Source organism: Paenibacillus piri (genome assembly GCF_004354045.1).
GTDB classification, from domain to species: Bacteria; Bacillota; Bacilli; order Paenibacillales; family NBRC-103111; genus Paenibacillus_S; species Paenibacillus_S piri.
Genome location: NZ_SMRT01000001.1, coordinates 117848 through 131889, shown reverse-complemented (window position 1 = coordinate 131889; position 14042 = coordinate 117848). Strand labels below are relative to the sequence as shown.

Genomic DNA, 14042 nt, shown 5'->3' with positions numbered 1-14042 from the left:
TTGCATTCAGTTAATACATTTTTACACCAAGTCGCGTCGAATGTCAACCGGGCATTAGCTCAGCGCGACGGACCGGCCGGTCCCGCCTTATCGCAAACAGGGCCAGTTGCAATTTCCGACACGTTAAAACCGCTTTGACACGAGTCCCATCACATTTCGACTCCCTGGCTGCAAGCTAATCGATCTCCGCGGGCAAATGGTAAAGATACATGTCGAGGCAGTCGGTATGCGCCTTCAGTACCTCTATCGTTTTGACATGCGGCAGCGGGTAAATACCCGGATAATCCACTTCGCCGAAATGCGCTCTTACCGGAAAAGCAAGCTTCTCCTCCATAATCGAAAACTGCGCATCCACTCCATCCTTATTGCCGCGCGCATCCAAACGTATCCATTTATGACGGCTCGACATGTAAACGGCATTTAAAGCGTGCACGCCATAGCCCGTCTCGGGTGTATCGCCCAACGTTAGCCGCTGGTAGCAGAAGCCCGTTGGAATCCCCATCCCGCGAAGCATAGCCGCCAACAAATTGGCCTTCGCATAGCAGATGCCTTCCCCGAAGTTCAATACCTCCGAGGCTTTGCGGGTCACTCTCGTGCTCTGAATATCCCAGGAATGCGCGATCTCATCCCGTACGAATTCATAAGCGGTCCGGATCAACGCCGTTTCGGAAATCGACTTGTCAAGCAGCTGCCCGATCTTCGCCCTGACCATCGGATGGCTATAATCCATCTCGTCCGTTTCTTGCAAAAAATCATTCAAATGGCCGGATTCAATCATAGCTGCCCTCCCCCTTCACGGCATGAAGCAAATGCAGCAACAAGCTTTTCTGAACGTGCATGCGGTTCTCGGCCTGCTCGTAAATGACGGACTGCTCCGATTCAATCAGTTCTTCCTCAATCTCGAAGCCTGGATGAATCGGCATATCATGCATAATGTAAGGCTTATTGCCCTGCAGCTCCCGCCTGTTCAGCTGGAAGGGCAGCATCGTCCGCAGCCGCCGGTTTTTCTCCTCCTCATACTGAGGATCGTTGAAAAATTCCATATCCACCCACGTATCCGTATAAATAAAATCCGCTTTTGAAGCAACGTCCGCCAAGCTGTCCGCATGCCCGATCCAGCCGCTGCGGGAGGCGGCCTGCATCAGCTCCTCATCCCATGAAGCTTCGTTCACGATCGGGGTTACGAGCAGCAGCTTCACGCCCAGTGTCATGCAGCCCGCAATCAGCGAATTGGCCACATTGTTATGAATGCCGACATAAGCCAGCGTCACGCCCGCGAATGTCCCGCGCACCTCATATATCGTCATAAGATCGGCCAATGCCTGGCACGGATGGTATTTATCGCAGCAGCCGTTAATAACCGGAACCTGCGAATATTGAGCCAATTCCAGCAAATCCGAATGCTTCTTTAACCGGGCCATAATGACATCGCAGTTTCTTGACGCATATTGCACCTCGTAGCGGATCGGCGAAATGCTGAAATTGCTGGCTTCCCAATCCATCGGTACCGCGTAACCGCCCATCTGATGCATCCCCGACTGGAAGGATAAATAAGTGCGGGTGGACGTTTTTTGAAACAGCATGAGCAGACCGCGTCTTTCGCAAGCATGGTAATAATGCTCCGGGTTTCGTTTAATCTCGATGCCTTTACGGATAATTGAGTATAGAGTCTCCTTGTCGAGTTCTTTTAAAGACAGCACATGATTCAAGCCTCTCACCTCTTTTGTATTTTTATTCATTTAAATGAATATAAATACAATAATTAGAGGAAGGCGATATGTCAATAGCTTTCTGAGTCACCTGACGGAAAAGGTTTGCGTCCGAAGGTCAAGATCGGCAGAGTAATGTGCGGAACTTCCTTTTCAATTGAAAAAAAGAACCGTCGCCGTCACATTCGTGACTTGAACGGTTCTTCACGTTAGGCGGCGCCCTTGCCATGCGGCTGCACCGCAATGGGCAATGGCCTTGTCCGCTATGCTTGGAGCTCGCTCCAAGGCTGCCGGACGGCCGTTACGGTTTCGCCCGTTTCGATTGCCTGCGCAAGCAGCAGGCCGAGGTAGTGATCCTGGGAAGCGTCAGGCAGCCCGTAAAATCCGGGACCGCCCGCCGCATACTCGCCCATCTTGCTTAATGACGTGGCAATCGCGATCTCATCATCAAACAGCCGCGCCGGGGTAAACGGATTGTCGTACATCCATCGTTCCCCCGCCATGATGCCGCGGAGAAAATGGCCTTCCAGATTGCCGTTCTCGCCGCGGTTGATCCGTTTTATATCCAACTGCACCGGCGTCGCAAAGTCGGCCAGCATTTTTACATGGTCATCGAATATTTCGCCGCGCACGCCGCGGGCCGAAATGTGATTCGACCGGATCCAGGAGCGATGCTGGTCGCTCGTAAAGTCGTAAATGCCCAATTTTTCGCCGAAGTCGACCCAGCCGATTTCCCGCTTCGACGTGACGATTTTTTCTTCGACGGGCGGGCCTTGCCGGTTAGGTCCCGACACCCAGGGCGATTCGAACCGCATCGCGCGAATTTTCGCTTCCTCGAATCCGACGCCCAGCAGCTTCCGGATCATATTCATCCCATGATATCCGTGGGAGACGGAAACCGTTGCCTGGGTGACCTCGCCGATCATGCCGCCATCAATCATCGCCAGCTGCGCCGCATGCACAGGCTGAAAATGATACTGCTCCGCCACCTGGATCCTGGCGCCTCGCCGGGTCAGCTCATGAAGCGCCAGCAGCCCTTCCAAATCGGGTGCGGGCGGCGTCTCCGCAAGCGTCGGGATCCCCCTTTCCGCGAGCTCGAACAAATATCCCGGGCATGCCGCCGCTTTGACCGACACGACGACGAAGTCCGGCCGCTCCCGCTCCAGCATGCTGTCGAGTGTGCGGTAGGTGGACACATTCCATGTCCGTTCCAGCTCCCTACCTGCCTCCTCGTCCCGAACGACCATGCCGGATACCTGAAAGCGATCGGGCAGCGCCTGCGCGATTCTAAGAAAAAACGCCGAGCGGAACCCGCCGCCGCCGATAATACTAAATTGCATAGGCTTACTCATCATGATTCACTCTCCTCATTCATTGCCTTTGCCGGTTTCGTCCGGCTGTGAAGCCCGCGAACAAGGCGGACGCGCTCCTTTTTCGCTACACGCCCGGCTGCTGCCCGCCGTCGATTACGATCTCCGTACCCGTTATCGACGGAATGCGGTCGGAGACGAGCAGCAGCGCCATCGCTGCGATTTCGGACGGATCCACCCTATGTCCGAGCGGAATGGACGCGCTGATCTCCGCCTTCTGGGCGTCGACGGTAATCCCTTTGGCCGCCGCCTGCTGCTCCGCCAACCGTTCCGCCCTCTCCGTAGCCGTCGTGCCCGGCGAAATCGCGTTAATTCTTACGTTGGATTTGGCCAATTCCTTGGAAATCCCTCTTGTAAAATTAAGCAGCGCCGCATTGGCGGTGCTGCCGGTAAGGAACGCTGCGCTGGGCGTACGTCCGGCTCCGCCGACGATGTTGACGATACGTCCGTCCCCTTGCTTGATCATAAGCGGCGCCGCTTCCTTCACCATCCGGATGTAGCCGAGCAGCTTCAAATTCCAGGTTTCCACAAACTCCTCCTCGGGCATCTCGAAAAACGAGCCGGCCTTCGCCGCTCCGGCGTTGTTAATTAAAATATCAATCCGTCCAAAACGTTCCAGCGCAGCGGAAACCGTACGCTTCGCCGTTTCCGGCTCGCGCATGTCGCCATTCACCGTCACGATGCGATTCTCCTCTCCTGCAGGGTGCCCCTGAACAATCGCTGCTGCAGCCTGCTGCATGCGGTCGGGATCGCGCGCCACCATGACGACGGAAGCTCCCTCCTCGAACAGCCCTTTGGAGCAGGCTAATCCGATTCCCGCGCTTGCCCCCGTGACAATAGCAATTTTACCGGCTAATCCCAAGTTCATTGGCTCTCCTCCTAAAAGTTTCGTATTGGCGAAACAGACTTCGTAAGCGTTTTCTTTGCTTGGTATTCTTGAAAATTTGAGAAGTGCTTTCTTTATTATACAACCTTACCCATGAACCGGAAATAACTTCCTTCTACTTTTCGATGTATGCTTATGCTGCGAGTTCGCGTTTAAGCGCTGAACCGACCGAACTTGTCTATGATTCAGGAACGGGTAACGCCATAAATTGATCTTTTATCCGCTTAAATACAATGAAATGTGTCGAAATCGTGGAAACTCATTCACACGTTGGACAAAAATGTATTGGAAAAATGCAACATTTTGACTGAACCGGAGTCTAACTATTTGGAACGTTGTTGAAAAAAGGAGAGTGATGCTGTCAAAAATGTCATCAAAAAGCCAGGTATAAACGGCTTCGTCGTCCTTAGGGACGAGCGCGTTGTCTAGGTTATGCGAAGCAAGCATAAAAACTTATCCTTTCTTTGCAACTGAGCAAACGCGGAATTGCATGCCGCATGTCGTTGGTAGAAGCTAATTGTTCATAAGGATTGCATCACAATGATTACTGCTTAGAGGTGAACGATGAAGTTAAGATTGATATGGAGATCCGCACTATTATCGCTGCTGCTCATAGTCTTTATGGTACCCGCCCTGGCATTCGCAAATCCCCAAGCTGCTGCGGCCGGCGTGCCTTTATTTTTAAATGGAAAACAATTAAAACCGGAGGTCGCCCCCCGGATCATTAAAGATGTGACCATGGTTCCCGTCCGAATTATTGCCGAGGAGCTCGGCTGCAAGGTCACATGGAGTCAAGCCGCGCAACAAGTAACGATCACCAAAGACGCCATGAGCATCGAGATGGTAATCGACCAGCTGTCGGCCAATGTGAACGGAGTCTTGAACAAGCTGGACGCCGCGCCGCTGCTGATCGAAGGCAACACGCTGCTGCCGGTCCGGTTTATTGCCGAAAATATGGGCATCGAAGTGAATTGGAACGATGTGCAGCGCGCCGTTTATTTGACGGCGAAGCCTGCCGCAGATCCCGGAGAGGTAACGACGACGCCTGGACAAGCCGGAAATCCGTCGGACAAGCCGCCTGCGAACGGACCTGCTGCGGATGTCAACGGGAAGCCTCTGCCGGTCATTAACAAGATCGATATGACCGCCGAGCGATTGGTCATCACGGCCGACGCGGGAGAATTAAAGCCGAACGTGTTTCCTCTGCGCGCACCGGAACGGATTGTAGTCGATATTCCCAATGCCGTGCTGGATCCTTCGCTGTATAAGAATGAGGCCGCGAAAAGTGGAGAAACTGTATCCAATAATGTATATGTCACGAATGTCCGGTATTCCTTGTTTAATACGAATCCGTCGACCGTCCGGATTGTGCTCGATATGAAGGAACCGGTTGACCTGATGTGGGAGCCCGGGCTGAACGCCGCCTCGCTTGCCGGTATTTTCAAGAAAGGCACCTACAAGGTTGTCATCGATCCCGGACACGGAGATCAAGATCCTGGCGCCAAAGCCGTCAACGGCAGAAGCGAAAAAGAATTCAATCTGATGATGGGGCTGAAAGTGTACAACCTGCTCCAGCAAGAACCGCAAATCCAACCTTACCTGACGCGAAATGACGACACCTTCGTACCGTTGGATGATCGTGCCCAGTTTGCAAACGATCGAAACGCCAATGTTTTCGTATCCATCCACGGCAACAGCTACTTATCGACGTCTACAGGAACGGAGACGTATTACTACAAATCGGACAGCGTTGATTTTGCCCAAATCATGCATAAGCATGTTGCGGGTGCGACCGGGCTTCCGGACCGTGGGGTGCGTCAACAGCCTTTCCGCGTGGTAAAAATAACAAATATGCCTGCTGTGCTGCTGGAAGTGGGGTACCTGTCCAATCCGCTGGATACCGCATCCATGTTTGACGACGCATTCCAGAACAAGGTTGCCGCTGCAATCGTGGCTGGAATCAAAGAGCAGCTTCATATTCAGTAAGACAGAAAAAAGGTGGTGTTTCGATGCATAAGCATACCATTCGCAGTTTAATTATTATCGGCGTGGTCGCTCTCGCCTTGTCCGGCTGCGGCCAAAAACCGACCGACAGCGGTCCTGCCTCCCAAGGCTCGACACCTCCGGCAAACGGGGGCCAAACGGCTCCCCCCGATCAAAAGCCGCCTGCCGAGAAGGAAGCCGTATCGCTGCCGATTAAAGCTTACTTTGGCGACGAGCAGGCAACGAAGCTTGTGGAGAAAGAGGTTACCATCTCTTACAAAGATGAAAAGGACAAGTACATGGCCGCCCTCCAGGCGCTGAAAAACGTCCCGCAGGACGGCAAGCTCGTTCCTCTCGCCGGAGCTCTCGGCTTTAAATCGGCCGAGCTGAAGGATAAGAAGCTGAACGTGGACTTGACTGTATCCGGGGAAGGCCGCCTTGGAGCCCCAGGCGAAAAAATGCTGCTGGATGCCATTCGGCAAACTTTGTTTCAGTTTAAGGAAGTGGACGCCATCGATATTTTAGTGGACGGCAAGCCTGCCGAATCGCTCATGGGCCACATGGATTTGCCGCATCCGATCAAACGGGAACAGCCGTAACGGAAGCCGGGGAGGAAGGACAGCAGGCATTTTCCTTCCCGTCCGTCATCGCTCTTCAGCGAAACCGCTGTCCCGCCGCTTGTATGCCCAATCCCGCATTTGCCGGGGTTGGGCGTTCTGCTTTTTTCACCTTGAATATTCCTTGTCCCGCTGTTCATGCTGTCTTGTCGGCATCCGCTTCCTAACGTTTGAGCCCCTCCTGTGGTCATGAGTCCGTTTCCCTACCGTTCGCCCCCTCTTGTTGCCATACACTTCCCTACCCGCTGCTCAAATGCCTTTATATTGTTATGCCCTCCATTCCCGTACCAGTCGCCAAAAACTTCCACTTTACACCGAACATATGTTTGGTATAATAAGGAAAAGCACCCACTTTTAAGCTGGAATGGGGGTCCCTATTTGATCGATCACGACCGGTTGTTCAAGGAGTTGATACATACTTTTTTCGATGAATTCATGGCGCTCTTTTTTCCGCAAATTTATGAAGCCATCGATTTCAATCATGTCGTTTTCCTGTCAGAGGAAGTTTTCACCGACATCGTCGAAGGGGAGAAGCGCCGAGTCGATATGTTGATCGAAACCAGGCTGAAGGAGCAGCCGGCCTTGATCATCGTTCATCTTGAAGCGCAAGCCTACTATCAGACCGCATTTGCCGAGCGGATGTTTGTTTATTTCAGCCGCCTGTTTGAAAAATACCGCTGCCGCATTTTGCCGATCGCCGTATTCAGCTACGATGCCGCGAAGGAGGAACCGGATGCGTTCCGGCTTGAGTTTCCCTTTATGCGTGTGTTGGACTTTCAGTTTAAAACCGTGGAGCTGCGTAAAAACAACTGGCGTGATTATATCAAGCAGGAAAACCCCGTTGCCGCTGCGCTTTTAAGTAAAATGGGATATAATGAAGATGAGCGAGTGCAGGTGAAAAAGGAGTTTCTCCGCATGCTGATCCGGCTGGAGCTTGATCCGGCCAAAATACATTTAATCGCCTGTTTTTTCGATACCTATCTTATTTTGAACGAAGCGGAAAAGCGACAGCTGCATAAAGAAATAACGTTATTGCACCCGAGGGAGGAGGAACGGATCATGGAATTGAAGACGGCCTGGGAAGAAGACGCCGAGCTGGCGGGTAAGCTAAAGGGCAAGATCGAGGGCAAGATCGAGGGCAGACTGGAGGGCATGATTGAGCTTATCCGCAAATATATGGCCGCGCATTTCGGGGAAAGCCTGCACGACATCCACGATCAATTAGCACAATTAACGAATTTGGAGCTTGTCGAACAATTGGCCGACCGGCTGTTCAGAGCTTCCCGTCCGGACGAGGCGCGTAAACTTGTTGAAGACACCTATGAAGCGCAGCAAAAGCTGAACAGACAGTAAATAGGGAGTCTGTCTGGTTCCCTTCACTTGGGCGAACTTTCCGTCAAGCCGAACCGGATCAGGCGCCAAAAACGCTGAACCAAAAAGAACCGACCCGAAGGCCGGCTATAATGGCATACATTTATTTTCAAACCCGCTATCCTTTGATTCTGATCGTATCTTTGCGCCGGTATACGCTAAATATGACTCCCATAGCGGCCATTTCGACAAGCAGATGACTGCCTCCATAGCTGACAAACGGGAGACTGGCTCCCCCCAGGATCGGAAGAACACCGAGCGACATACCGATGCTCCATATAAATTGGACCATGAGCAAAGCGGATAAGCCGCTGATAAGCAGCTTGCCGTACCCGTCCCTCACCTCGACCAAGATGCGCAGAAGATGAACGGCGAACCAGACGGCGCACGTGACGATGACGCCTCCGGCCAGCCATCCCATACTATAGATGAGATAAGTGAAAATCGTATCCGAATGAATATAAGGCAGCTTTTTATTTACGGCAGCGAACCCATGGCCCCACCAGCCGGCGGAACGGATTGCATCGTCGATTTGGACGTACATGTATCCCGCATCCATAGAATGATCATATCGGTGAAAAAAAGCCTCCAGCCTCATTCTCCCATATCCCGACACAATATATAGACCTCCTATCGCTCCAAACACCAGCGCCTGCGACCCGGCGGCAAACCATCCTGTACGCACTGCGCATAGCAGCAGCAGGTAAGCCGAAGCATAGATCAGCAAGGAAGACATAGAAGGCGCTATCAAATACACCGATGCAGGAATGAACACGAACAGCAGATGCTGCAGAGCCAGCGACCTTTTGCTCGAATCCCGGTTGTGCAGCGAGCCTGCGGCGGCCAGTATGAACAGAAAAGGGCTCACATTTATCCAATCTATAGAAACGGGCCCGAAATACAAATACCCTTTCATTCCATTGACTTGAGGCCCCCATACAATTGCTGCAAGCGAAACCAGCAGCGTACACGCATAAATCGCCCATGAATAATTCAGCAGCTTCCGGTAATCGAAGAACAGGAGCAGAGCCATAATAAGAAGACCTATCATCGTAAATTGAGCTTTTCTCAACAAAAAGTGGAAGGAAGCAAAAGCTGAATTCTCATTGGTGGCATAAGCGAGCTCGACGGCGTACATAGCTACCAGCGAGATAACGAGCAAAACGGCTACCCAGCACACAAGCCCCCACGGGATTCTCGGTTTATGTACTTTATTAAGCTCCCGTCCCACCGCTTCAGGGTCGCCCATCTGGCGAATCGCCCATTGTGCTGCGGCCTCCTCGTCCCAGCCTTCCCCCCGCTTCGCGTGAACGAGTTCTTCCAGATGGCCGGCCATCTCCTGCCTGATCTCCTTGTGCAGCTCTCTCGCTTTGACACAGCCGCACACAGAAGACAAATAATCATCGATCAGAGGGTGGTTGTCGCTTGCCTTCATCCTTGTCCCTCCCCGAGCACACGATCTACCGCATTTCGGAACAAGCGCCATTCCTGCTTTTTCTCCAGCAGCTGCCGCTTTCCGCTATCCGTCAGGCGGTAATATTTGCGTTTGCGGCCATCGGCCTGCTGCCAATACGATTCGACCCACCGTTCCGCTTCCATTCCATGAAGAATCGGGTACAGCGTCCCTTCCTTCAAGTTGAACGTCCCGTCGGAACTTCGCTCCAGCTCCTTGATCAATTCGTAGCCGTACAAGTCCCGACGTTCCAGCAAAGTCAATATAAGCGTTCCCGTACTTCCCTTCAGCAGTTCTTTGTTGACACTCACGTTTAGCGGCACCCCCATGTGATCGGATAGCATTTTACATAGTCAATCTATGCATCGTAAATCTATGTATATATTAACAAAGTTTTATTCAGAGTTCAAACGAAGCCTTACAGGATGGATGCTTCCTGTTTACTGGATGCGGTAGGCCACGTCTTTTCTGGCTTGATGCCCCGGCCCGGTGTGGCAAGGATAAGCCGCTTTGCCGTCCTTAAGGACGAGCGCATTGTTGTTAAGGCTGTGCGAAGCAAAGTACAGTAAAGCTCAGTAAAGCTCAGTAAAGCTCAGTAAAATACAGTACAGTACAGGCATCCATACTTTCCGTACAATCCAGACAAACAAAAAAGACTACCACCGGCAGTCTTCCCGTTGCTGTTTTCTGATACTAGGCGCGTGCCTTGCCCAGCAAAAATTTTTTGTTGCCTTTCTTATGTACAACCGGCACGTGCTTGTAGCTGCGCAGCATTGGACTATTACATAAAGGACAATTAGGCGAAGCTTCCGTCACGAACTCCTTGCGTGTCCAGGCTTTACACTCCGGCTGCTTGCACTTCCATATTTCGATTTGCTCCAGCTCTTGCTTCTGTTCCTCTAAAATCGTAGTTGCCATTTCCAATCAGATCTCCCTGCGTTTTTTCTAGACTACTTATTATTATACAGAAGACGAGGATTGGCAAGCACTAATTTCGCGCTGCCGGCTTCGGCATGGCGCTGCACCTTGAAAGGCCTTCCGATTCGGTTCATATGCAGCTGCAATCGATAATGTTCGACAGCGCGATCCATTGGAGACCGACTAAAATACGCCCGCTGAACAGATCGAATTTATGGATATATCCCGTTACGGTACGGGCTTCCGTAGGGTGAAACAAGTTAAGGCTGACTTCGAGCCTGCTTTCGAACGCTTCCTGCAGCACCCGGTTAATATCCTCCAGCTTCTGCTCGTCGAGAATCGGCATCGTGCGAACGTCGAGCTCTTTATTGTGGCGGTTGATCCGCTCCTTATGCTCGGGCAGCATCATCCTGCTGCTCTCCCATAAGCCGTTGCCCTCCAGTTTTTTTCTCATTATTTCCAGTGACCTCCGATCATTTGGCTTCTTCTTTCCGCCTGCCCGGCCCGGGTTAGCGACGATGCGCGCATGATGGCGGTGTCACCAAACCGGTCGCGGATCGAATCGGTTTCCCGCTCCAGCTGCCGCAGCCGCTCGCTATCGTCGAACAGCGTCAACTGGTACGTATCCGCCGGAACGAGCGATGAGAGCGTCACCCCGACTTTGCGGATAGGCGAGCCGTCCCAATGCTTCTCGAAAATCCGGTGTGCGGCCCCGTACACATGCTTCGTAATATCCGTCGGATCGGGGAGCTTCGATTGGCGGTAAAAGCCGGTCGGCCGGTCAAAGTCAGCCCCCTGCGCTCCGGCGGATACCACCCAGCCCATCTGGCCCTTGCAGCGGCAGCGGCGGCATACGAGATCGGATAATTCGAGCAGCACGACGCGCAAATCTTCCATCGTCCGGAAGTCGACGGGAAGCGTCATTTGGTGGCCGATCGCCTTCTGCACGATCGCATGCGTGAACGGATTGACCGGGGCGTCGTCCACGCCGTTGGCGATTTTCCACAGCATTTCCGCGTGAATGTCGCTCTGCCGCCCCATCCGCTTGCGCATCATGATTTTCAGCTCGTTCAGCGGAATCCGTGCCAAATCGCCGATGCTGCGGATATTCATCCGCTCGAAGTGGGCCATCATGCGGGAGCCGATCATAAACATTTTGTTCAAAGGAAAGTCCCACAGCATCTTGGGCATATCCGCCCTGCTCATCTGGCACAATCCTTCCGCGTTCTTCTTAGCTATATTGTCGCAGGCCATCTTAGCGATTACCTTGTTTTCGCTGATGCCGATGCGGGTGTAGACGCCGGTATCGTTCAGTACCTTGGCCTGGATCGCTTTAGCGATTTCCAGCGGGCTGCCGAACAGGCGGACGCTGCCTGTCAGGTCGGCGAACTGCTCGTCGATCGAATACGGTTCTACCAGATCGGTGTACGATTCAAGAATTTCCGTAATTTGCGCCGACACGTCGATATATTTCTGCATGCGCGGCTTCACAATAACGAGATCGGGACATTTGACAATCGATTCCTTGACCGATTCCGCGGTCGTAACCCCGAACTTCTTTGCGATCGGACATGCCGCGAGAATGATGCCCCGCCGCTCCTCCGGGTTGCCGGCCACGACGAGAGGTTTGTTCTCGTACTCGGGATGCGCCGCCTTTTCCACGGAAGCATAGAAGCTCTGACAGTCCGCTAAAAAAATAACCCTTTGTTGTTTGCCGCCCATTGTCATCATCCACCGTCCGTTAAGGTAATCCCCCAATATTGACTGCCTTTCTTTAAAATTTCCGTCCGTACCTTCTCCCACTGAAGCAGCAGCTTATGATCGTAGCCGCGGCATTTGAACCTGGCCTGTATCCCCTCGGCGACGCGCGCTTCCTCGTAGATGCGGATGCCGCGCTTTCTCAGCTCCGCCTTCAATTCCATCAGTTCGGCATGAACGCCGTCCTGCGCCTTGCCGAGGCTCAGCGTATAGAGAACGTTCAGCTTCAGCTTAACCTGCTTGATCCGGTTCATATCCCGCTGCAGCACATCGAGCATGACCGGCAAAATAATACCCATTTTGACGAACTGCAGCTCTTCGGGCGTAAGCAAAGGCGCCTGCTTCATAGAGCAAGCTGTTCTTTGGGCATAATAGCGAGGATGCAGCTGATTTTGAACAGACGCGGCGCTTTCCGTTCGTAGCAATAAGCGGCGACATGGTCGCAGCGGAGCGAACGCAGCCGCACAAGCCGCTTGGAAAACTTCCCGCACCGGTCCATATAGATGATTTCGACCGTACAGCCCATATATTTTTGCAAAGCATCGCTCATACTCAATCACCTCAATGCGAACTTATGTTCCCTTTTTTAATTATATACCGAACAGCCTGTTCTTATGCAAGTGGTATTTATATACATTTACGTTTTTTTAGATTGGCTCGTCCAGGCGCCGGGAAATGCCAAAAACCAGGCAAAAAGGCAAAAAAAAGAAGCCGCAAAAACGGCTTCTTTGCCGGATGCTGCCGAGTCGACAACCGCGAAAAAAAGAAGCCCGAAAACGGCTTCTTTGCTGGATACTATCGACAAGCAATGCGCTTCTCCCGCGCGCATTGCTGCGCGGCCGATGGCCGGCCCATGCCGCGCCTTGTGGCGGCATGGCCGGTTAGCCCCCGCGTCCCAATGAGAGTTTCAGCCCGGCGCGACCGTTCATTCGCCAACAAAGGCAAGGCCGCTGCGCATGCTCAGCCCCCAGCCGAACATGACCTCGCGGCTCGTAATTTCCGCGCGGCTCGTGTTCTCCCCGGCCCGCCAGAGTACGGGAACGCCCGCAAAGTCGGGACGGATGCGCCCATCGCTATCCGGCGGTCCCCAGCCCCACTCGCCCCGGTACACTTCTTCGCCGTTGACCCATAGCCGCAAAGCGTCGCTGAAGCCGAAGGTCAGCCTCGTTTCCTGCGCCTCCGGCAATTGAAACGCGCAGCAGGCCTGCACCGAGATGTCACGGGCGGATGCATGGAGCCGGTTCACGTTCAACGTTCCGTTTTCTTCAACCGATGCCCGGACCCAGCGGTCTTCGGGCTCGGGCCACTCTCCGAGCGGATAAGGCTTGGATACGCTCCATTCGGTGACAAACCCATCGGCGGCCAACCGTTTCAAATCCGCGGCTTCGCTGCGGGCAGACGCCGCAGGCTGCATCGCCTCCGCGCGGAGATTGCGGACATAGCCGGGCAAATAGCCCCAAACCCCGATCCGGCCGGCAGCCCGTCCATGCTGAAGACTTGAAATGACGAGCTGAGGCTCTGCGGCTTCTCCCACGCGGATGGCGACACGATCGGGCTGTATTTCCAGAGCAAGACGGGTCCATTCGCCGGGGCGAAACGGAGCGGGCGCCTGATAGCGGGGACCGTTGTAAATTTGCCATGTACTGGAGCCGTTCATAATCGGGTCGTACTGAATTTCACCCAAGCCTCCGTCAATCCCGGGCGACACATACACGAGCTCATAATTGCCGGCGTCGCGGGCGCCAAAAGCAAGCCCAACGAAGCCGTACGGTCCCGGGCAAGCGATTTCCGCCTCCAGACGGAAGCAATCGAAGCCGGGAGCGAGCTCGTCGCGAAGCAGCGCCGGCACAGCCCGCTCATTTTTATCGAAATAGAGCGCTTTGCGATCGCGCCATATCCCGGGGCAAGCCCCCGAGTCGCCCAGATCAAAATCATTCCTCTCTTCCGATAGCTCCCACACCAGCTCGGTCATACCTG

The 14042-nt window shown here is 53.4% G+C and carries 15 protein-coding genes; 3 read left to right on the top strand and 12 right to left on the bottom strand.

Translation table 11 applies throughout. The features are described 5' to 3' along the window. Positions 1-175: 175 nt before the first annotated feature. The 4 genes from E1757_RS00575 to E1757_RS00560 all read right to left on the bottom strand — a co-directional run bounded on the left by E1757_RS00575 (position 176) and on the right by E1757_RS00560 (position 3947). A complete protein-coding gene (locus tag E1757_RS00575; protein WP_133224869.1) occupies positions 176-778 on the bottom strand; it encodes a transglutaminase-like domain-containing protein in 603 nt (200 codons plus the stop codon). Then, positions 771-1700: a Rossmann-fold NAD(P)-binding domain-containing protein gene (locus E1757_RS00570; protein WP_246079011.1), complete on the bottom strand. Its 930-nt coding sequence runs from the start codon at positions 1698-1700 to the stop codon at positions 771-773. The genes E1757_RS00575 and E1757_RS00570 overlap by 8 nt, the downstream gene beginning before the upstream one ends. Before the next feature lie 272 nt (positions 1701-1972). Next, the gene (locus E1757_RS00565; protein ID WP_133225643.1) at positions 1973-3061 is read right to left on the bottom strand and encodes a Gfo/Idh/MocA family protein; all 1089 of its coding nucleotides are present in this window, start codon (positions 3059-3061) and stop codon (positions 1973-1975) included. 85 nt (positions 3062-3146) lie between these two features. Beyond that, positions 3147-3947 carry an SDR family NAD(P)-dependent oxidoreductase gene (locus tag E1757_RS00560; RefSeq protein WP_133224867.1) on the bottom strand — a complete coding sequence of 267 codons (801 nt, stop codon included), beginning with the start codon at positions 3945-3947 and terminating at the stop codon, positions 3147-3149. A 582-nt stretch (positions 3948-4529) separates the two neighbouring features. Between E1757_RS00560 and E1757_RS00555 the strand changes: the two genes are divergently transcribed. From E1757_RS00555 to E1757_RS00545, 3 genes are all read left to right on the top strand, one after another. After that, a complete protein-coding gene (locus E1757_RS00555; protein ID WP_133224866.1) occupies positions 4530-5951 on the top strand; it encodes an N-acetylmuramoyl-L-alanine amidase family protein in 1422 nt (473 codons plus the stop codon). 23 nt (positions 5952-5974) lie between these two features. Continuing rightward, complete coding sequence (locus E1757_RS00550) at positions 5975-6547, top strand: GerMN domain-containing protein (protein ID WP_133224865.1); 573 nt, start codon at positions 5975-5977, stop codon at positions 6545-6547. A gap of 453 nt (positions 6548-7000) precedes the next feature. After that, positions 7001-7918, top strand: coding sequence for an RpnC/YadD family protein (locus E1757_RS00545; protein WP_425464814.1), 918 nt, complete (start codon positions 7001-7003; stop codon positions 7916-7918). 136 nt (positions 7919-8054) lie between these two features. On the opposite strand, the gene E1757_RS00540 is transcribed toward E1757_RS00545, so the two are convergent. The 8 genes from E1757_RS00540 to E1757_RS00505 form a co-directional block, all read right to left on the bottom strand. Beyond that, entirely contained in the window at positions 8055-9371 is a 1317-nt protein-coding gene (locus tag E1757_RS00540) for an FtsW/RodA/SpoVE family cell cycle protein (RefSeq protein ID WP_165971892.1), read from the bottom strand. Then, positions 9368-9700 carry a PadR family transcriptional regulator gene (locus tag E1757_RS00535; protein WP_133224861.1) on the bottom strand — a complete coding sequence of 111 codons (333 nt, stop codon included), beginning with the start codon at positions 9698-9700 and terminating at the stop codon, positions 9368-9370. The genes E1757_RS00540 and E1757_RS00535 overlap by 4 nt, the downstream gene beginning before the upstream one ends. Positions 9701-10082: 382 nt before the next feature. Further along, positions 10083-10307 (bottom strand): cold-inducible protein YdjO-related protein, encoded by a 225-nt coding sequence (locus tag E1757_RS00530; protein WP_133224860.1) that lies wholly within the window; start codon positions 10305-10307, stop codon positions 10083-10085. Between the two features lie 130 nt (positions 10308-10437). Next, positions 10438-10761 carry a YolD-like family protein gene (locus E1757_RS00525; protein ID WP_133224859.1) on the bottom strand — a complete coding sequence of 108 codons (324 nt, stop codon included), beginning with the start codon at positions 10759-10761 and terminating at the stop codon, positions 10438-10440. Continuing rightward, the gene (locus tag E1757_RS00520) at positions 10761-12029 is read right to left on the bottom strand and encodes a DNA polymerase IV (RefSeq protein ID WP_133224858.1); all 1269 of its coding nucleotides are present in this window, start codon (positions 12027-12029) and stop codon (positions 10761-10763) included. The genes E1757_RS00525 and E1757_RS00520 overlap by 1 nt, the downstream gene beginning before the upstream one ends. 5 nt (positions 12030-12034) lie before the next feature. After that, a complete protein-coding gene (locus tag E1757_RS00515; RefSeq protein ID WP_133224857.1) occupies positions 12035-12397 on the bottom strand; it encodes a YhjD family protein in 363 nt (120 codons plus the stop codon). Positions 12398-12408: 11 nt separating this feature from the next. Continuing rightward, the gene (locus E1757_RS00510; protein ID WP_133224856.1) at positions 12409-12615 is read right to left on the bottom strand and encodes a WYL domain-containing protein; all 207 of its coding nucleotides are present in this window, start codon (positions 12613-12615) and stop codon (positions 12409-12411) included. Positions 12616-12990: 375 nt separating this feature from the next. Then, positions 12991-14037: a hypothetical protein gene (locus tag E1757_RS00505; RefSeq protein ID WP_133224855.1), complete on the bottom strand. Its 1047-nt coding sequence runs from the start codon at positions 14035-14037 to the stop codon at positions 12991-12993. Positions 14038-14042: the final 5 nt, after the last annotated feature.